We start from the raw sequence: 19,565 nt of genomic DNA on the forward strand, positions 1-19,565 counted from the left end.
GGACACGACACTTTCATAGGGGCTTCTCGCCCCTCTGACGCTTCAGAATGCTCCTACTCGTCGCATCCCTACGCTGTCACCCCTGAGGGGGTCGGCCACGACCCCCTCATACCCCCTGGCAGTGTACCTCATGAAAGGCCCTGCATTTCGTAAAGTTACTTCTGGGACGGCACACTAGCTCCTGTCTAGTTTTTTCGTCAAACATACTTTTGCAGAAGCGTTTAAGGATTCAGCGCGTCTGGGAAGCAAGTGAAATCTCCACGAACCCTTGAACCCTCGATCCCGAGAACCCTCTCCAGGAGTTCCAAAGCGATCTCTTTGCTCGGAATGGTGAATCCGCCATAGACATCCGGGTCCTGTTGTGTCGGAGGCCTCAGGACCGGAAGTCCAACACATGAAGGACACCCCGATGCGCAGGGGCATTCCTTGACGAGCGAAAGACAGGTTTTCAGAATGCCGGCAACCTCGGCGTAGGCCTTCTCGCTGAATCCAAGCCCGCCGGGATAGCGGTCGTAAATGAAGATCGTTGGCTCACCGGTGTTTGAGCTCTCGACAACACCGCCGATATCCGCCCTGTCCGACATAACAAGAATCGGGAGCACCGTTACAAGAAGATTCCTGATTCCAGCGAGACCTTCCCATGGATTCTTGCCTCTATTCCTGAACTCCGACAGAAGCTCTCCCGGGAGGATGATGCCCAGGCACGTCGTGTCAATTACCTGCTCCGGCAGATCCAGCGATTTGTAGCCTATCGAATCGAGGCTCCCATACTTTATCTTCTTGAACGCGGTTGTCTTCCACGCAACCGTGCAGTCGCCGACCAGGATTTCTGTCTCTCCTTCCTTTTTCTTTTCTTTCCAACTCGTGACTCTTATGGAAGAGTCGATTACGGGCTGCGTGTAGTAGTCGAGGTCTCTCTTTTCAACAAATGCGACCTTTGCCCTCAGGTCAAGTTCCTGAACGAAGTAGCTTTCGCCTTCATGAAGGTACACACCTTCTGGATAGATGACCTCTGGGGCGCTTATTGCATCAACAGTGCCGATGACCTCATTGTTTTTCTTTGAATCAAGAATCGTGAATGTGTCGCTTGAAATTGTTCTCAGGTTCACTTTCCCCCGGGGCATCTCCGCCGAGCTCCAGTAATAGAGGGAATCGATCTCCTTGAGTTTTCCTTCTTCTTCCAGGAGTCTGCAGATTGGCTTCGCGAGAGGCCCGAAGAGCTTTTCATCGTCCGGGTTGAGAGGAAGCTCAAAGGCAGCGCATGCGAGATGGCTTGCAAGTATGAAGGGATTGTCGGGCTGGATGATGGCGGCTTCGGGAGATTGCTTGAAGAAATACTCGGGGTGTCTCATGAGGTACTGATCAATCGGATCGTTGTAAGCGACAACGACCGCGAGCGATTCATTTTCGCCCCTTCCAGCTCTGCCCACCTGCTGCCAGGTGCTGGCGATGGTCGGCGGGAAGCCAACAAGAATGCTTGCATCAAGTCCACCGACATCAATCCCAAGCTCAAGCGCATTTGTGCTTATCACGCCGAGGAGCTCTCCGCTGAAGAGCTTTCGTTCAATTTCGCGCCTTTCTTCCGGGAGATAGCCGGCCCGGTAAGGGCTGATGAGGGAAGAAAGAGATTTCCCGTGCGACCTCTTTTTGCCCCGGCTCCGCTCCAGCTCTTCTTTCACGTATCTGTAAATGAGCTCGGCAGTGACCCTGGCCTTTGTGAAAACGATCGTCTGTGTCTCTCTTTCTATCAATTCAGTGAGAAGCTCCTTTGCTTCGACATTCGAGCTTCTCCTTTCCATCCTTGCCCTATCGATGAACGGCGGATTCCAGAACACAACGGTCCTTTTTCCTCTGGGTGAGCCGTCCGCATCAACAAGGGAAACATCCTCACCGATAAGCCTGCCGGCCAGTTCGCCGGGGTTTCTTATTGTGGCAGAAGAGAGTATGAAAGTTGGCTTTCCGCCGTAGTGTTCCACGACTCTCCTCAGTCGCCTCAGTACGTTGGCAACATGCGAGCCGAAGATCCCCCGGTAAGTGTGAATCTCATCAACGACAATGAATGACAGGTTTGAGAAGAACCTTGACCACTTGGCGTGGTTGGGGAGGATACCGCTATGAAGCATGTCCGGGTTCGTCAGGATTATGTTTCCCTCGTTTCTGAGAGTCCGCCGCGCATATTGAGAGGCGTCACCATCGTAGGTGCCGGCCCTCACAAGCTCATCAAGCGAAGGTTCCTGGCTCGCAAAGAGGGCAAGCGCTCTGAGCTGGTCCTGGGCAAGTGCTTTGGTGGGAAAGAGATAGAGAGCTGTCGCTTCATCCTGCTCCAGCATCTTCTCAAGAACGGGAAGGTTGTAGCAAAGGGTTTTCCCGCTAGCTGTACCGGTGACGACTACAAGGTTTTTCCCAGCTCTTCCCAGCTCGAGGGCTTTGGCCTGATGAGTGTAAAGCTCCCCTATGCCCAGTTTCTCAAGTGAAGATGCAATCGCCCGCGGAAGCTCCGGAGACGGAACTCCGTACGCTGCATTTCGCTTCGGGATTATTTCGACATGGCTGATTCTTGGACTATGCTTGTCTCTCCCGCCGAGCTCCAAAATAAATGGGAGAAAGTCGCTTCGTGCTTTGGCAGTTGCTCTCACGCTTGTTGCCAATTAGATTCACCCCTGCGGCCCGGTCCCATGAAAAGCGTTAATGATGGAGCTTATTCTTTTTTGTCACCACCGGCGTTCGTAGGATTGCTGTTACCTTGTGAACTCCCGTCATTGTTGACGGCGTCCCGTCTCGGCTGGACGGGTCTTCGAAAAGCGTTCAGTGCTTGCCCTTTCTTGAATGGGACAGGGACAGTCTTCGTCTCTTTAGTCATTTCTACATCACCTCCATGTATTGGCTGAGACAAAAGCTATGGTCAACAGTATTCCGAGAACAAATGCACCCCCTGACGACAGATTAAGCCGATCCATCCGAGTCGATAGGATCATGCTGACTCTGTAGGAATCTTCGTTTTCTTCTATGTAGAAGCGCCGAGCCGCATCAATAAGCTTCTTAATCGCCCTTTGCCCGTAAATAAAAGAGGCGATAGTAACTATTATTGCCAGCGAAAAAGCCAACCAAGACAAGAATAGCAAGTACTTGTGACAAGCAACGTCAATGGGCACGACGTCTGAAATAAATGCTACAGACAACCCGAGAAACGCGCTGGACAGAGATAATATTGAATGATCATGGGTCTCTGAGTTAGAGATTTGCTTCGAAATCAGTTCATCTAGCGTTTGCTCGTAGAGTTTCTCTCTTTCCTTTCTGTCATCACTGTCCACAGTACCCTCCTTGCAAGTCTGACGGTAAGTATAGACGTCAGACATACCCGTCGGCGCCACACATCCAAATCCTAACGGAGCGACCGAATACAGGTCTTGGCAGTTGAACGGTGTGTCTTGAAATGGGCGGCGCGTCTGCAGGAGCGTCGTGGTCAGATGATTCTATGATTTCTTGCCAGAATTGAACTTGACCAGTTTCTTCCACATTATTGAGCCGTCCTTAGCACAGTACTCGCGCGCGAACTCAATTGTGAATTTGTTGACGACTTTCGCGTATTCCTTTGAAAATTTCTCGTTCCTCTCTTTTGCCCTGTCGCCCAACGGTTCGACGATCTTCGTGTACAGACCTTCGTCCCCAGAAACAAACTCCCAAAATCTCTGTCCGCAATACTTCTGGTAGTCTCCCTTATCTGGACTATCGTCTTTTCCACAACAACAGCCGTTTATCGCAACGATCTTCGTTTTCGATATGGATGTACGCAAAATCTTTTTCGCTTTCTTGAAGTCATCCTTCATCCTTGCAATTTGGCGACTGTTGCCCCAATTGGGGCCCGACTTTATGGAAACGATGTGTTTGACCCCATCCCTGTCAAACTCCAGATCAATCCCTTCCGCGGAAGATTTCTTCCCCCCAAAGGCCTGACCGCAAATGAAGAGCGCTAGACTTTCAAGAAAATCTCCAAAGATTCCTTCTTCTTGTGACGACAAGTGAGCGTCCAACAAGGTTTTCACCAGATCGTGGGCGGTATTCAGGGCCTTGGCCTTCAACAGATAGGGGTTTTTCCTCTTGAGAATTTTATTAAGTTGGAGGGCCAAGAGACTATCCAATCTCCTCTTGTGAAAACTCTGGATGTTCTTTCCGACAAATCGGACAATGCTTTCTTTTTCGATCTTAGCCATACTTTCTGCTTCTTTCTTTCCTAGCAAACGGGGCAGCTTGGGCCGCCCCAAGTTTCTTCTTGGCCAGTCTAACGTACTCCGGTTCAACATCTATCCCGACTGAATTTCTACCGAGTTGCTGAGCCACCTCACAGGTCGTTCCGCACCCAACGAAAGGATCTAGGACCCAGTCACCTTCTTTGGTGAAAAGCTTGATAAACCATTCGGGCAGAGCGCGTGGAAAGGCTGCACTGTGATTCCGATTTCCTGTCTCGGTGGCCAGATGGAGAACGTTAGATGGATAGGCCAATTCCCTGCCAATCCAGTTCGCAATATTTTTTCCAAAGCCGCTCCCGACTTGAGAGTTGAACCTCTTCACATCGTTTTTCCCAAGGTGCCTTAACCTTGTTTCTGCCCACTTGCCCATGGGCACCATCACATTTTCTTGATACATATGGAAGTCTTTTGACTTGTTGAACTGTAAACACCTTTCCCATGCGTCGCGGAATCTGTTCGGCCATTTGCCAGGATGGCAATTCTTCTTATGCCAGATAAATTCCTCAGTCCACAACCATCCTTGCTTTCTCATCTCAAGTATCAGCTCGATTACATAAGTGTGCCTTTCTCCGCCAACCACTCTCTCCTTGATGTTCAGCATGAATGTACCGGTAGGTTTGAGTACCCTGAGAAACTCGTTACTCCTTGGCAGGAACCAGTCTACGTATCTCTGTGGCTTGATCCCCCCGTAGGTCTTCTCCCGACTGTCGGCATACGGGGGAGAGGTCACAATTAGGTCAAAGAAGTCCCTTGGATAGTTCTTCAGGACTTCGAGGCAGTCACCTTGCCTTATTTCGTGTTCAGCAGTTCTCATAATGTCAGATATTGGACCCCAGTCGATTCTAGTCTGCAGACTCCGCGGTCCGGACGTCAAGCCTTCTTTGTCTCCCATAAACCCTCCTCCCCACACCCACTCTGTGAAGTGCTCTCGTTGTCCAGGCAATCTTGGACCGGACAAACTTGCCGCTTGCCTCAGGACTTGCTCTCACTCTTCTTGTTCCGTTCCGACATCAAAGAAACTTGGCCCAGCGGCTGCGATTGAGCTGTTCAAACCCTTCGCGCATGTACAAATGGGTTGCGCGATCGTGAGTTATGTCAACTTCAAGGTCTATTGCGGCACAGCCGTGCTCCCGCACACGTTCAAGGACTGCTCCAAGCATCAGCGAGCCAATCCCGCACTCTCTTCTTTCCGGCACAACATACAGCTCTTCGAGCCAGGCAGTCAGGCCGCCGCGCTCAAGAGTCCAGGCGATGCTTATCTGCTTGGATCTTTTGTCTCTCACTGGCGCCTGCTCTCCATGTCTAAATTGAGCAGCGTTTTCATGAGCTGGGCATTCTTGGCGGCTTGGCCCGCATGGCAGTTATTGAAAAAGACGTAAGTCTTTTCTGTTGCCCGGGCAAGGTCCCTGATTTTCGAGAGCCATCCTTTGAGCTCGTCTTCGCTGTAAAGATAATCGTACCTGTCCGAGACTCCACCGCTTGCCCACCAGTTTTTCGCGTTTCGGCCGTGGAGCCGAACGTAACCGATATCTGTCGTGTTCCTTGCAATCGGCGGGACAAGGCCTTTCAAGCCCGGCTCATCCACCGAGCAGTAGCCAATCCGTCCTTTCTCAAGCACATGAAACACTTCATCTTTGATCCATTCCGCATTTCTGAACTCGACAAAAAGAGGGTGGGGGAGGAGTTTTTCCCGCAGGGATAGCAGATACTCCTGATTCTGCCCCGTGTTTTTGAAGCTCCAGGGAAACTGAGCGAGAATTCCTCCGAACTTCCCCTCTCGAACAAGGGGCCTGCAAATCTCCAGGAAGTCGGCAAAGACCGTTTGGGCCGGGGCGCTTTCGTGAGTCATCGCCTTATTTGCTTTGAGAATGAACACAAAGCCGGGCGGGGTTTTCTTCTGCATCTGCTCGATAACCGCAGGGTGTGGGATCCGGTAGTAAGTCGAGTTCACCTCAACCGTATTGAAAATGCGGGCGTAGAAGGACAGCATGTCACCTTTCCTCTGGCCCGCCGGATAGAAATTTCCCACCCAGTCATCAAAACTGTATCCCGATGTCCCGACGAGAATCTCCGCCACTAGGCCTCCAGGGGGTGAAGCCAGGAGAGAGATGTCCTTGAACCGACTTTCCGAAAATCTCCGGACTCCCTTCTTGGACAAGGGAGCGGCTGCGGAAAGGCTCCCCTCGCCCCGCTCCTTTCCCCAAGGGGGAGAGGTTGGTGAGGGGGTCTCACTAGCACAGCCAAGCGCGTGTTGATGAGCCAATTCTGGCAGAGCCCAGCAGACCTGCCGGACAGTACCATTTACCTTGCCCTCGAAAGAAACGAAGGAAGAGACATTCCCCGTGCTAATACGTTTTCTCCAAATCGGTCCCTGAGACTGTCAACCGCGCGAACCAGGTCTTTCTTCTTTTCTTCTGTTGAAAAAAGCCCCGGTGCATGCTCATTTCTCCTTGTTAGGTTGCATGCAGATACGCCGAGGAGTCTTACTGCTTTCTGTCCGGCATTCAAATTATACAGCCTTAGAGCTGCCCTGAAGATAACTTGGGCATCATCGGTGCTCGAATCAAGCACTTGCTGTCTGGTAAAGGTCGTAAAGTCTGAGTATCTTATCTTTATTCTCACCGTCTTCGACTCATAATCGTCTTTTCTCAATCTTCTTGATACCTGTTCAGAAAGCCTGAGGAGCGTACCCTCTATTGTCTCATTATCAGAAACATCCTGGCTGAAGGTGTGCTCATGACCCATTGATTTCGGCTCGATTCCATCAAAATATGGTACAAGAGGCGTTTCGTCTTCGCCCCTCACAAAATGCGAAAGAAGCTCGCCGTATTTTCCAAATATCCTCTTAAGAGTATCTGGCTCAGTCTTAAGAATATCTACTACTTTCCTAATCCCTATTTTTTCAAGCTTTTCCTTGGTTTTTTCGCCAACTCCCCAGAGGCAGTCAACGGGCTTATCCCCGAAGACTTCAACAAACCGTTCAAATCCGATGGCGTTGAGGCCGTTCGGTTTTTCAACGGATGATGCCATTTTGGCTATGTACTTGTTCGGACCTATGCCAATTGAGCAAGAAAGCCCGAGCTCGTGGGATATTATGGACTTTATTTCATTTGCACACCCCTTAGCTCTTGCAACATCGAATCCTTCGCCGGTAAGCTCAAGGAACGCCTCATCAATGCTGAACGGCTCAACAAGGGGCGTGAACCTTTTGTAGATCTCAAGAAGTTTAATAGAGAAGTAAATGTACTTCTCTGGATCCCCTTCCACAAAAACACCCGTTGGGCAAAGTCTCTTTGCAACAGCCGCAGGCATCCCGGCGTTGATGCCATACTTCCTGGCCTCGTAAGAAGCTGCGGAAACCACGCTCCTTCTTTCCGGATTTCCGCAGACGATTACGGGCTTACCCTTGAGATGCGGCTTGCAGAGAACTTCAACCGACGCAAAGAATGCATCCATGTCAACATGCAGAATTGTTCTCATGGGAACGTGTTTGATGGGTTCGAGCAGAATCGGTTCCTCTATAGCTTCCTTATCACCCCGGTGACTTTGCCGAGAATCCTGAACGTCGGGGAACTTTTACCCACAGAGATCGGATTGTGAGCGGGATTCTCGGGCTTCAGGATCACTCTGTTACCCTTTTGAAAGAATCTCTTTACGGTGGCCTCATTATCGAGCAGCGCGACAACAATTTCGCCCGAATTGGCAGTCGATTGTTGCTTTACGACTATTATGTCTCCGTCGAACATCCCGACGCCCTTCATGCTGTCCCCTTTTACCCTCAGCGCAAAGCACTTGGAATGCCTGACAATGCCTTCATCAAGAGATAGGTACTCCTCAATGTTTTCTTCAGCAAGAACCGGCGCCCCGGCCTGTACTCTTCCAAGAACCGGGATTCGAACCGGCTTCGGTTGTTTTTCGTCGTCCTTTTCAACAAGCTCAATTCCTCTTGATTTTGATTTCACTCTCTTAAGAAACCCCGACTTTTGAAGCTTGCCCAGGTGATACCTTATGCCGTTAGTGGATGAGATCCCGAATTTCTCGCACAGCTCTCTTATGGTCGGGGGCATTCCTTTCTCTCTGATCGACCAGGTGGTGTGATCGAGTATCCTCTTTTGGAGCGGTGTGAGCTCATCAATTTTGATTTTCTTCATCTTACGGATATCATAGTGCACATTTGAGCAACAGTCAACAAATTTTTCCTGCTTCATCGGGCTTTCTTCTTGACACGGGGCATTGGACGGGGTTTTAATTCCGTTGTCTCAATCAAGAGTAAGCTCTCTCTGCTTTTGGTCTCGCGTTTTGCTTCCAGGAGAGATTCCATCTGCTAAAGAAGTGCCTTTCTGACAATCAGAAAGGCGTTTCGAGTTTTAATGGGGTCTTCGGAATGTTTTGTTTGTATCCTGTGGATAAGTTGTTGGGGCCACCTTTCAGAAGTGCTCTCAATCTACTTGATTTCCAAGGAGCTATGATCTCACTTTGTTATCAACAACCACCTTGTACACAAATCAAGAATTCTGTCGAAAAAGAGTTGAGACTTCTGGCTCCCGTTGGAGATTAGTGAAGTTCTAGATTGTTGGTAACTTGTTTATTTTGAGGTCTCCCTTTGTCAGTATCTTATGCCGAGAAAACCTGGAACGACATCCTTTCTGCGATCTCCCAGAAGGTAAACACTCAGAGTCTCGAGACTTGGTTTAGGCCCATAAAGCCCGTGGTAGCCAATTCTGAGCTATTACTCCTTCAGGTTTCGAACAACTTCATCGCCGATTGGATGGAAGAGCATTACGTAGATCTGATTTGTGAAGCAGCGTCAGGATACCTGGGGGCTAATTTTAGGGTGAACTTCTGCATCCAGCAGGATGCCCCCGACACGAGCGAGGAAACCTCTTCGGCGAAAGACCGTTCCCTTTACGCAAAGCCCACAGGACAGAACGGAAACCAGCTCAATTCCAAGTTCACGTTTGATAGTTTTGTCGTTGGCGGCGCAAACAACCTGGCACACGCCGCTTGCAGGGCTGTGGCAGAGAATCCGGCATATACATACAATCCCTTGTTCATTTACGGCGGAACGGGGCTGGGGAAGACGCATCTAATGCAGGCAATAGGCCACGTTGTCATGGAGAGACAGCCGGCCAGCAAGGTTTTCTACGTTTCCTCGGAGAAGTTCACCACGGAACTCATTTACTCCATTCAACATGGAAGAACCATGGAGTTTAAGAACAAATACAGGGCTGCCGACCTTCTTCTCATTGACGACATTCAGTTCCTGGTCGGGAAAGAAACGACACAGGAGGAGTTCTTTCATACGTTTAATTCTCTCTACGATGCCCACAGACAGATAGTGCTTACGAGCGACAGACCCCCAAAAGAACTGGACATGCTTGAAGATAGACTCATCTCCCGCTTCAGTTGGGGTCTTGTAGCAGATATTCAGGCCCCCGATCTTGAGACCAGGGTGGCAATTCTCAAGAAGAACGCCGAATTCATGGGGTTCAGTCTCTCAAACGACATAGCTCTTCTTGTTGCCAGCAGCATCAAGTCAAATATCCGGGAGCTGGAGGGTTCCCTTGTCCGGCTTGTCGCCTTCGCAAACCTTACGGGAAAACACCTTGTTCCCGAAGTTGTCCAGGACGTACTCAGGGATTTCATGAGGGAGGAAATAAAAGCCGTTGATCTCCCAATCATCCAGCAAACTATTTCAAAACACTACGGAATCTCGGAAGAATCCCTAAAGGGGAAGAAACGGACGAATTCGATAGCTTTTCCCCGGCAGGTAGGAATGTATCTTGCCCGCCAGCTAACCGAACTTTCCCTTGCTGAAATAGGACAGAGATTCGGAAATAGGGACCACACAACGGTCCTTTACGCCTGTGAAAAGATTACATCCATGATTATGACTGATAAAGCTATGAAGGAGTCCGTTGACAAGTTAACCGAAGAAATTTTGAGCTCCTCCAACTAAGTTCTCCATAATCCTAATAACCTGTGGAAAACTCCCCAACAATTTTCAATCATCTCACAAAATCAGAGAACTGGGATTGTTTCAAACAGTGTTTTGAACAAAAACAATTGTTCCAGCCGTGCCGTGTTCCATAGAGAAATCGAGTTTCAAAAAATGTTATTCAGATTTTCATAGTACCAACTACTACTACAGTATTATCTCTTACTTGAATCTTTTGTTTTAGACTCTGTTAGTATCTGGAGAAAATGTGGAAATTTACATTGCATGTTATGAACTCTTTTCCTATACTAAATGTGGTTTTTCCCAGCGAAAGGTAGGGGCCAAAAATGAAGCTAAAAGTCCTCAAAAGTGAATTCTTCCGCATCCTTCAGACAGTCGTAGGAATCGTGCCGGCAAGAAGTACGCTCCCCGTTCTCAACAACATCCTTATTGAGTCAGAGAACGGAAAACTCCTGGTCACTGCAACGGATCTTGATACGACGATCTCAACGTCGACCGGGAAGTTTATGGGTGAAGAACCGGGTCAAATTTCCGTATCTGCGAGAAAAGTCTGCGACCTCGTGAAGGAATTGCCCGAGGAGGTTATTCTCCTGAGTGGGGGGGAAACGAGTCTTAAATTGAGTTGGCAAAAGGGATCCGCGTCTTTCCCGGGCATGCCCCCCGCGGATTTTCCCAAACTGCCCACCGCCAAGTTTGAAACAAAGGTGGTATTCCCTGCACTCTCTCTTGAAAGAGCGGTAAGAAAATCATCTTATGCTGCAGCGGTTGACCAGGCCAGACCCGTACTGAGCGGGGTTTTGTTTCAAGTCTTTCCAACCGAGGTAAGACTTGTAGCAACAGACGGTCACAGACTTGCGAGATCAAGTTTTACCGGTAAATTTCCGAATGTGGTGAAGAATGAAACGGTAATTCCTCCAAAGGCGCTTTCCTACGTCACCAAACTCATGGGGAAAGAGTCTAAAGACATCACTTTTTCGATAGCCAAGAACCATGTGAAGTTTGACGTGGGTGAATCTATCGTCTATTCGAGAGTTCTGGAAGGTCCATTTCCTAACTACGAGCAGGTTATCCCAAAGGAGACGGGGAAACGCCTTGTTGTAGATAGAGAAGAGCTCATGGCCGCAATCAGGAAAGTGGCAATTTTTTCTGATTCTGTTACTCACCAGGTAAAATTCGCGCTTGCGAAAGACGTTATGACTCTGAGTGCCTCCACTACAGACATTGGGACTGCGGAGGAGAAACTCTCGGCGAGCTACGCAGGTGATGAGATGGAGATAGGCTATAACGCCGTGTACCTTCTTGACATGCTTGGGAGTATGGAAAGCAGGGAGGTGAATTTCGGTCTCAATACACCTGTTACCGCAGCAGTTCTCACGCCCGGGGAAGGCAAAGAGGGGGAGGATCTTCTTTGCCTTGTCATGCCGCTGAGGCTCCCGGAACCTTCCACCGTCTGAGACCCTACAATCTTGGCTGACCGATGGAAAGAGTAGGAAAAATCCTGGAGACTGTCCTTCGGAGTTTCTCTCTGGACAGCCAGCTCAAAGGCTGGAAAGCAGTCTCTCTGTGGAATACGGTAGTGGGGGAGAGAGTTGCCGGCAGGACTAAAGCGGTTTCTTTCCGCGACGGAAAGCTTATAGTTGAGGTCACCAGCTCCGTTTGGATGAAAGAGCTTACTTACCTGAGACAGGACATCTTGAGGAAGCTGAACGACACACTGGGCGAGGAAAGCATCAAGGAAGTCGTACTCAAGAGAGGATAGAATGCGGAGGGATGAACCTTGACCTCTAATTCTGATGGAGAAGTCGAAGTGATGGACGGCGAAGAAGACGTGAAAAGCAAATACGACGCAAAGAAGATTCAGGTCTTGAAGGGGCTCGAGGGCGTAAGAAAGAGACCAAGCATGTACGTGGGAAGCACGGGCTCTCGCGGACTTCACCATCTTGTGTTTGAAGTGGTTGATAACTCTATTGACGAAGTCCTTGCCGGGTTCTGCGACCAGATCGCCGTGACGGTCCACACGGACAGCAGGGTAACGGTTGTTGACAACGGGAGGGGCATACCTGTTGACATGCATCCGACTCAGAAGAAGTCCGCCGTGGAAGTGGTGATGACAATGCTCCATTCCGGCGGGAAGTTCGACAGTGAGTCCTACAAGGTCTCAGGAGGACTTCACGGAGTCGGCGTTTCCGTCGTGAACGCCCTGTCAGAGTGGCTTGAGGTTGAGGTGATACGGGACGGCAAAGTCTATCACCAGCGCTACGAGAGGGGAGTCACCGTGACTCCTCTAAAGGAAATCGGGAAGAGAAAAGGAACGGGCACCAAAGTCGCGTTCCTTCCGGACAGACAGATATTTGAATCGCTCGATTTTTCCTTCGACACCCTTTCACAACGCTTGAGGGAGCTTGCTTTTCTCAATAAGGGCGTGAAGATAGAGATCCTGGATGAACAGACACAGCGAAGCCACAGCTTCAAGTACGACGGCGGAATCGTCTCTTTCGTCAAGTTTCTGAACGAAAACAAGAATATTCTCCATCCTAAGCCGATCTACTTCTTCCGCGAAAGGGACAAGGTGTCGGTGGAGATTGCGCTTCAGTACAACGACGGCTATCTCGAGAATATCTTTTCATACGTGAACAACATAAGCACAACAGAGGGCGGAACACACATGGAGGGTTTCAGGGCGGCGCTCACGAGATCCATCAACACCTATGCCCAGAAGGAAGGTCTTATCAAGAACTCGGATGCGACTCTGACCGGCGACGATGTGAGGGAGGGGCTGACGGGCGTCGTGAGCGTGAAGCTGGTGAATCCGCAATTCGAAGGGCAGACAAAGACAAAGCTTGGAAATAGTGAAGTGAAAGGGATAGTCCAATCAATCGTAGGCGATGGACTCCAGGAGTTCTTTGATGAAACCCCTCCGCTGGCAAGAAAGATCATTGACAAATGTATCTCTGCATCCCGGGCCAGGGAAGCAGCAAGAAAAGCAAGGGAGCTCGTGAGAAGGAAGAGTGTCCTTGAATCCGGTTCTCTGCCCGGAAAACTGGCTGACTGTTCGCTCAGAGATCCTGCTCTTTGTGAACTCTACGTTGTTGAGGGAGATTCGGCGGGCGGTTCTGCAAAGATGGGACGGGACAGAAGATTTCAGGCAATCCTTCCCCTCAAGGGGAAGATTCTGAATGTCGAGAAGGCCAGAGAAGACAAGATGCTCTCGAATGAAGAAATAATTACCATCGTCACGGCTATCGGAGCGGGAATTGGAGTTGAGTTTGACCCCGACAAGGCAAGATACCACAAGATAATCATCATGACCGATGCCGATGTTGACGGCGCCCACATCAGAACGCTTCTTCTTACGTTCTTCTTTAGACAGATGAAAGCACTGATTGAAAGGGGATATGTCTATATCGCCCAGCCGCCGCTTTACAGGTTGAAGAAGGGGAAGACAGAAGAGTACGCATACGATGATAAGCAGAGAGACAGCGCAATGGAGAAGCTCGGCAGAAAGGGCGTTACTCTCCAGAGATACAAGGGGCTGGGTGAAATGAATCCCGAGCAGCTCTGGAGCACCACCATGGACCCCGAAACAAGGACAATGATCAGAGTAACTCTGGAGGATGCCGTAGAGGCCGAACAGATATTCACGATCCTGATGGGCGATCAGGTGGAACCCCGAAGGAAATTCATTGAGGATAATGCGCTTTCCGTGAAGAATCTGGACATTTGAGGAAGACACGGTCGCGAGAGATTAAACACAAGATCAGTCTAAACGAAGGCTCGGACCAAGTGATGGTGGCCGCTCAAGAAGAATGCGAACCGGCCACCGCGAAGGCGTATCTTGCGGTAGTTACGCTCTAGTGTTTGAAGCCCTTCGCGCCATATTGAGATCGTGTACTTGCAGGCCGGGATTCGCAAGTGCGAGGAGCAACATGTCGGAGCTCTGGAACAAGAGCCATGAAAGCGATTTCTTCACAAAGTCGCTGCGAAATGTGGCTCCGGAACAGCTCTTCTACGTTACCGAAGAAGGCCGATTTGTGGCCTATTGGCCAAAGAAATACGGTGGAGAAAAGAATACTCTCCAGAGCCGAAACGCGCTGATTGGCGACTACACGGAGAAGTGAGTTTGTGATTTGCTCGCTCCAGTTTCAAAGAAAGCTGGAGGATATTGCGTACGGGGAATAGTCTGCGAAGAAATTGGGCTGACGAAACAATCCCCAGCAGATGTGGCAATTTGCAGAGACAGCAAAATTTTGCAAGAACCGGAGAACATTTTGTTGATAACAGAAGTCAAGATGTCAATAGTTTGGAATTGGGAGTTTTCCCCCACAAGGAAGAGTCTAGACTGTCTTGGTGATTACAAAACTCACCAAGGAAATCCCGGACTTCTGAGATCGGACACAATGCTGAAGGCCATTGGCAAGATCATCAATATCCGCGTGTCCAGCGCCTCTGCTTCCAAGATTCCAATCGTCATCATAGGTAATACTCCCATTACAGACACCTACTACGAGAAGGTTGATCATTTGAAAAAGAACGGGATTATCCAAGGCTTTTGGTCTGTGAATCCCAAGCCCCTTGACAAAGCTGGCGAAAACATAAAGAACACACCAAATTACGGATTCCGCAGATTTGATAACTACGAAGAACTGGAATCGAATACGCTGAAACTATTGAAAGAAGACAGAGAATTCTTTTCCAGTATGATGACTAAGAAGAGACTAGGAGAAGTCATTGAACTGGCTAACAGGGAATCGACTTTTGAAGGGAAGGCGCAGAAATTCTTGGGGCTTTTGGGACGATGAAGGGGGGGCAATACCTATGGAACGACAGGATTCCTCGGTGAGAAGAAGGAGCGGAACGCAGACCAGCGCCTTTGGTACGCCTGGGCGTATTAACCATGATTCTTCAAGGTTCTACAACAGCAGACTTTACAAAGGATTGAGCAACGGGACAAACATGGAATATGTTGAGAACGTGATTGAACCGCAATACAAAAACAGAATCTTTTGCAAGAGTAGCGAGGGAATGACCGAACTCCCAGACAACAGCGTTCATATGATGGTCACATCGCCGCCGTACAATGTCGGAAAAGAATACGATGAGAATTTGTCTTTAGACGAATATCGGGAGTTCCTGAGGCGAGTGTTCAGGGAGACATATAGAGTGCTGGTACCTGGTGGCAGGGCATGCATAAATGTAGCGAACTTGGGAAGAAAACCCTATCTGCCGCTCCACAGTTATGTTATTGAAGATATGCACAATATTGGTTTCCTGATGCGAGGAGAAATACTGTGGGACAAGGGTAGCAGCGCGAGTCCTTCCACTGCCTGGGGCAGCTATTTGAAAGCAAATAATCCTGTGCTACGAGATGTTCATGAGTATATTCTCGTTTTTTGCAAAGATACCTTCTCAAGGCTAAACCCACAAAAAAGAAAAAGTACCATTTCAAAGACGGAATTTCTGGAATTTACCAAGAGCGTCTGGAAATTTCCCGCCGAGCGTGCGACTAAAGTTGGTCACCCTGCGCCATTTCCGTTGGAACTACCGTATCGCTTAATCCAAATGTACACTTTTGAGGGCGACGTTGTTCTTGATCCTCTTGCGGGCAGCGGGACGACCTGTATTGCAGCACTGAAGACCAACAGGGAATATGTGGCTTATGACATTGAGAAAAAGTACTGCCACCTGGCAGAGCAGCGACTAGGGCGATTTCTTGCCGGGATGGCTAGGTTGTCTCCAATGTAAGCCTCTCGGCTACGAACCGTGGGCGTGGGAATTTGGATTGTATGTTGAGATAGACGGGAGTGGCGAGTTGCAAGTCGAACCCCGTCGACTTCAGCAATCTTAAACGGGAGTATCTGATGGCACTGGGAAGAGAAAGAGTACTGCCGCGCTACATCGAAGATGAGATGAAGAGCTCTTACATCGATTACTCGATGAGCGTAATCGTATCCAGGGCCCTTCCGGACGCAAGGGATGGCTTGAAGCCCGTGCAACGAAGAATTCTTGTCGCTATGAGGGATCTCGGCGTCCATCATGACAAGCCCCACCGGAAATCGGCAAAAATAACCGGTGACGTGACCGGTAACTACCATCCTCACGGAACCGTTGCAGTGTATGAAGCGATGGTTAGAATGGCGCAGGATTTTTCGGTCCGGTATCCCCTTATCGACGGCCAGGGAAACTTCGGCTCGATCGACGGCGATTCACCCGCGGCCGAGAGATATACAGAGGCAAGGCTCAGCGCTCCCGCAGAGGAGATGCTGAGTGACATTGAGAAAAACACAGTCAATTTCAGGCCGAACTACGATGAGTCGAGAGAAGAACCAATTGTCCTCCCGGCACTTCTTCCAAACCTGCTCGTAAACGGCTGTTCGGGTATTGCAGTTGGAATGGCAACGAACATTCCTCCACACAACCTTGGAGAAATAGTCGATGCGGTGGTGAAGGTCGTGGATGACGCGGATGTCGCGCCGGAAGAGCTCCTCAAGGTAGTCAAGGGACCCGATTTTCCAACCGGCGGCGTGATCTACGGAAGGGCAGGAATCAGAGATTGTTATCTCACTGGAAAAGGGCTCATGAAAGTGAGGGCAAAGGCCTCCATCGAGACCCAGGAAAGCGGGAAGGAGAGCATCATAGTCGAAGAAATTCCCTTCCAGGTCAACAAATCTTCGCTTCTGGAAAAAATCGCGGACCTTGTAAAAGAAGGGAAAATTGATGGTGTAAGCGACCTCAGGGATGAGTCAGACAGGGAAGGCATGCGCATCGTAGTTGATTTGAAGAAAGATGCCCAGGCAAGGGTTGTGCTCAACCAGCTTTTCCATCACACACAGCTCGAGACGACCTTTGGGGCTTCAATGCTCGCTATCGTCAAAGAGCGGCCGAGGATACTTACCCTCAAGGAGGCAATCGAGCAGTACATAGAACACCGCAAGGAAGTGATTGAGAGAAGGACAAAGTTTGACCTTGATGAGGCAGAGAAGAGAGCGCACATCCTTGAGGGTTTGAGAATCGCCCTGAATCACATAGACGCGATAATAGCCCTTATTAAGAAGGCAAAAGATACAGAGACTGCAAAAGCCGAGCTCATGGCCAAATTCAAGTTGAGCGACATCCAGGCGCAGGCAATTCTCGATATGAGACTTGCAAGACTCACCGGCCTCGAGAGAAAGAAAATCGAGGAGGAGTACCTCGAACTCATCAAACTCATTGCCAGGCTCAAAGGGATTCTTGAGAGTGCCAGGAAGATCCGGGAGATCGTAAGAATAGAAGCTCTCGAGCTGAAGAAGAAGTATGGTGATGAGAGACGCACGGAGATTGTTTCCGAAGGGGTAGAGTTTGAAGTGGAAGACCTGATTGCAGAAGAGGACATGGTTGTAACGATATCGCGCGCGGGTTACATAAAGAGGCTTCCGGTTACGACATATAGAAAGCAGCACAGGGGAGGTAAGGGTGTAACCGGCGCATCGATGAAGGAAGAAGATTTCATCGAACACCTTTTCATAACGTCGACCCACAGCTATCTGCTCTTTTTCACAACAAAGGGAAGATGCCACTGGCTCAAGGTTCACGAGATTCCCCAGGCGGGCCGTGTGGCAAAGGGTAAGCCGATAGTGAACCTGATTGAGGTGGACAAGGACGAGAGAACCACGGCTGTTGTTCCCGTGAAGGAGTTTGATGAGCAGCACTATCTCATCATGGCAACGAGGAGAGGAACTATCAAGAAGACAAACCTCTCAGCTTATGGAAATCCGAGAAGGGCCGGGATAAATGCAATCCATCTTGACGAGGGAGACGAGCTCATAGATGCCCAACTCACCGACGGAAATCAAGACGTTGTCCTGGCAAAGAAGCAGGGGAAAGCGGTGAGGTTCAATGAAAGAGACGTCCGGCCGATGGGGCGGAGTGCCCGGGGAGTAAGGGGTGCGACCCTTGAAGGTCAGGACGAAGTTGTCGGGATGGTCAGCGTGAGGAGGGATGGGACACTTCTCGTCGTAACTCAGAATGGGTACGGCAAGAGGAGCCCGCTCGATGACTACAGGGTCACGAGGCGGGGCGGGAAGGGGATTATTACGGTAAGAAACACTCCAAGAAATGGGCCCGTAGTTGCGCTGCTCGAAGTTGTAGATGATGATGAGCTTATGATCATGACAATTAGAGGCCAGATTATAAGACTCCCGGTTAAGGGAGTTTCGGTTATGGGAAGAAACACCCAGGGCGTGCGGCTTATCACTCTCGATGAAGGAGACAAGGTGGCGGGGGTGGCAAGAGTAATAGCTGGCGAGTGAACCCTTCAAGGCCTCCCCCTCGTACTAAAGGAAGCGATACCAACGAGTGAGAAGTGGAAGTTGCGGCCTTTCGCTCGGAAGGGGATGATAGCATGAAGAAGAACCTGGTTTTGACTCTGATGATCACTGCGATGCTCTGCCTGCTGGCAAACGCGGGGATGGCACAGGATGAACCAAAAGGAACGCCTCCGGGTAGCGATCCAGCTGATCCCACTCGGTATCGCCCGGGTCCGCGATCGGGAACAACCCTGAGAAAGCCCGTAACCCCCGACAGGGCACACGGGGGAGCCGTCTACGCCGTGAGTTACAGCCCAGACGGCATGTATGTTGCTTCGGGAGGGCTGGATTATGGCGTCAAACTCTGGAAGGTACCAGAGGCAACTCTTGTCAAGATTCTCGAGGGCCATCAGGGTGCAGTGAACTCGGTGGCTTTCAGTCGGGACGGGAAATACCTTGCGTCCGGAGGTTCGGACAATGCGATTATGCTCTGGAGTGTCCCGGATGGCGGGTCGGTGACGACTCTCGGGAGGCACTCGAAGCGTGTGAATTCGGTGAGTTTCAGTCCGGACGGGAAATATGTTGCCTCCGGAGGTTCGGACAATGCGGTTATGCTCTGGAAGGTGCCGGAGGGTAAGCTGGTGGCGACTCTCGGGAGGCACTCGAAGCGTGTGAATTCGGTGAGTTTCAGTCCGGATGGTATGTATGTCGCCTCTGGAGGTTCGGATAATATGGTTATGCTTTGGAAAGTTCCGGAGGGCGGGTTAGCCAGGACACTCGAAGGTCATTCGGATGCAGTCAACTCTGTCAGTTTCAGCCCGGACGGAAAATACATCGCCTCGGGCAGCTCTGACAACACTATCGCGCTGTGGAGCACGCCGGATGGAACGTTGATCAGCACTCCCGGACAGCATGCCAAACGCGTTTTTTCAGTCTGTTTCGATCCGGCAGGCCAGTGCATCGCCTCGGGCAGCGCCGACGAGACAGTCGGCCTCTGGGGTTCAATCTATTCCCGCTCCCAGTTCTGATGCCCGATGCCGCCGTTTCCATGATTCCGTGATGTTTGCGAAAGCCCGG

Annotated in this window: 17 protein-coding genes; 9 read left to right on the forward strand and 8 right to left on the reverse strand. The window is 50.2% G+C overall.

Features of this window, described 5'->3' with window-relative positions:
• Positions 1-221: 221 nt before the first annotated feature.
• From QME66_02295 to lexA, 8 genes are all read right to left on the reverse strand, one after another.
• Positions 222-2,648, reverse strand: a complete 2,427-nt coding sequence (locus QME66_02295) for a DEAD/DEAH box helicase (GenBank protein MDI6807797.1) — start codon at positions 2,646-2,648, stop codon at positions 222-224.
• Positions 2,649-2,867: 219 nt separating this feature from the next.
• Entirely contained in the window at positions 2,868-3,311 is a 444-nt protein-coding gene (locus QME66_02300) for a hypothetical protein (GenBank protein MDI6807798.1), read from the reverse strand.
• A gap of 162 nt (positions 3,312-3,473) precedes the next feature.
• Positions 3,474-4,211, reverse strand: coding sequence for a PmeII family type II restriction endonuclease (locus QME66_02305; GenBank protein MDI6807799.1), 738 nt, complete (start codon positions 4,209-4,211; stop codon positions 3,474-3,476).
• Positions 4,204-5,061 (reverse strand): site-specific DNA-methyltransferase, encoded by an 858-nt coding sequence (locus QME66_02310; GenBank protein MDI6807800.1) that lies wholly within the window; start codon positions 5,059-5,061, stop codon positions 4,204-4,206. Before QME66_02310 ends, QME66_02305 begins: the two co-directional genes overlap by 8 nt.
• Before the next feature lie 196 nt (positions 5,062-5,257).
• Complete coding sequence (locus QME66_02315; GenBank protein MDI6807801.1) at positions 5,258-5,530, reverse strand: GNAT family N-acetyltransferase; 273 nt, start codon at positions 5,528-5,530, stop codon at positions 5,258-5,260.
• On the reverse strand, positions 5,527-6,324 hold the full coding sequence (locus tag QME66_02320; GenBank protein MDI6807802.1) for a DUF72 domain-containing protein: 798 nt from the start codon (positions 6,322-6,324) through the stop codon (positions 5,527-5,529). Before QME66_02320 ends, QME66_02315 begins: the two co-directional genes overlap by 4 nt.
• Before the next feature lie 224 nt (positions 6,325-6,548).
• Complete coding sequence (gene dinB, locus QME66_02325) at positions 6,549-7,727, reverse strand: DNA polymerase IV (GenBank protein MDI6807803.1); 1,179 nt, start codon at positions 7,725-7,727, stop codon at positions 6,549-6,551.
• A 38-nt stretch (positions 7,728-7,765) separates the two neighbouring features.
• Positions 7,766-8,455 (reverse strand): transcriptional repressor LexA, encoded by a 690-nt coding sequence (gene lexA, locus QME66_02330; protein MDI6807804.1) that lies wholly within the window; start codon positions 8,453-8,455, stop codon positions 7,766-7,768.
• Between the two features lie 395 nt (positions 8,456-8,850).
• Here lexA and dnaA point away from each other — a divergent pair, with 395 nt between their 5' ends.
• From dnaA to QME66_02375, 9 genes are all read left to right on the forward strand, one after another.
• On the forward strand, positions 8,851-10,206 hold the full coding sequence (gene dnaA, locus QME66_02335) for a chromosomal replication initiator protein DnaA (protein ID MDI6807805.1): 1,356 nt from the start codon (positions 8,851-8,853) through the stop codon (positions 10,204-10,206).
• A gap of 326 nt (positions 10,207-10,532) precedes the next feature.
• Positions 10,533-11,660 carry a DNA polymerase III subunit beta gene (gene dnaN, locus QME66_02340; GenBank protein ID MDI6807806.1) on the forward strand — a complete coding sequence of 376 codons (1,128 nt, stop codon included), beginning with the start codon at positions 10,533-10,535 and terminating at the stop codon, positions 11,658-11,660.
• A gap of 23 nt (positions 11,661-11,683) precedes the next feature.
• Positions 11,684-11,965, forward strand: coding sequence for a DUF721 domain-containing protein (locus tag QME66_02345; protein ID MDI6807807.1), 282 nt, complete (start codon positions 11,684-11,686; stop codon positions 11,963-11,965).
• A gap of 51 nt (positions 11,966-12,016) precedes the next feature.
• The gene (gene gyrB / locus QME66_02350) at positions 12,017-13,930 is read left to right on the forward strand and encodes a DNA topoisomerase (ATP-hydrolyzing) subunit B (GenBank protein MDI6807808.1); all 1,914 of its coding nucleotides are present in this window, start codon (positions 12,017-12,019) and stop codon (positions 13,928-13,930) included.
• A gap of 202 nt (positions 13,931-14,132) precedes the next feature.
• On the forward strand, positions 14,133-14,324 hold the full coding sequence (locus tag QME66_02355; GenBank protein ID MDI6807809.1) for a hypothetical protein: 192 nt from the start codon (positions 14,133-14,135) through the stop codon (positions 14,322-14,324).
• A gap of 9 nt (positions 14,325-14,333) precedes the next feature.
• The gene (locus QME66_02360) at positions 14,334-15,005 is read left to right on the forward strand and encodes a hypothetical protein (GenBank protein ID MDI6807810.1); all 672 of its coding nucleotides are present in this window, start codon (positions 14,334-14,336) and stop codon (positions 15,003-15,005) included.
• 16 nt (positions 15,006-15,021) lie between these two features.
• Positions 15,022-15,948, forward strand: coding sequence for a site-specific DNA-methyltransferase (locus QME66_02365; GenBank protein MDI6807811.1), 927 nt, complete (start codon positions 15,022-15,024; stop codon positions 15,946-15,948).
• A gap of 116 nt (positions 15,949-16,064) precedes the next feature.
• A complete protein-coding gene (gyrA, locus tag QME66_02370) occupies positions 16,065-18,491 on the forward strand; it encodes a DNA gyrase subunit A (protein MDI6807812.1) in 2,427 nt (808 codons plus the stop codon).
• 92 nt (positions 18,492-18,583) lie between these two features.
• Positions 18,584-19,516 carry a WD40 repeat domain-containing protein gene (locus tag QME66_02375; GenBank protein ID MDI6807813.1) on the forward strand — a complete coding sequence of 311 codons (933 nt, stop codon included), beginning with the start codon at positions 18,584-18,586 and terminating at the stop codon, positions 19,514-19,516.
• Positions 19,517-19,565: the final 49 nt, after the last annotated feature.

The organism is Candidatus Eisenbacteria bacterium (assembly GCA_030017955.1).
Classification (GTDB): domain Bacteria; phylum Eisenbacteria; class RBG-16-71-46; order JASEGR01; family JASEGR01; genus JASEGR01.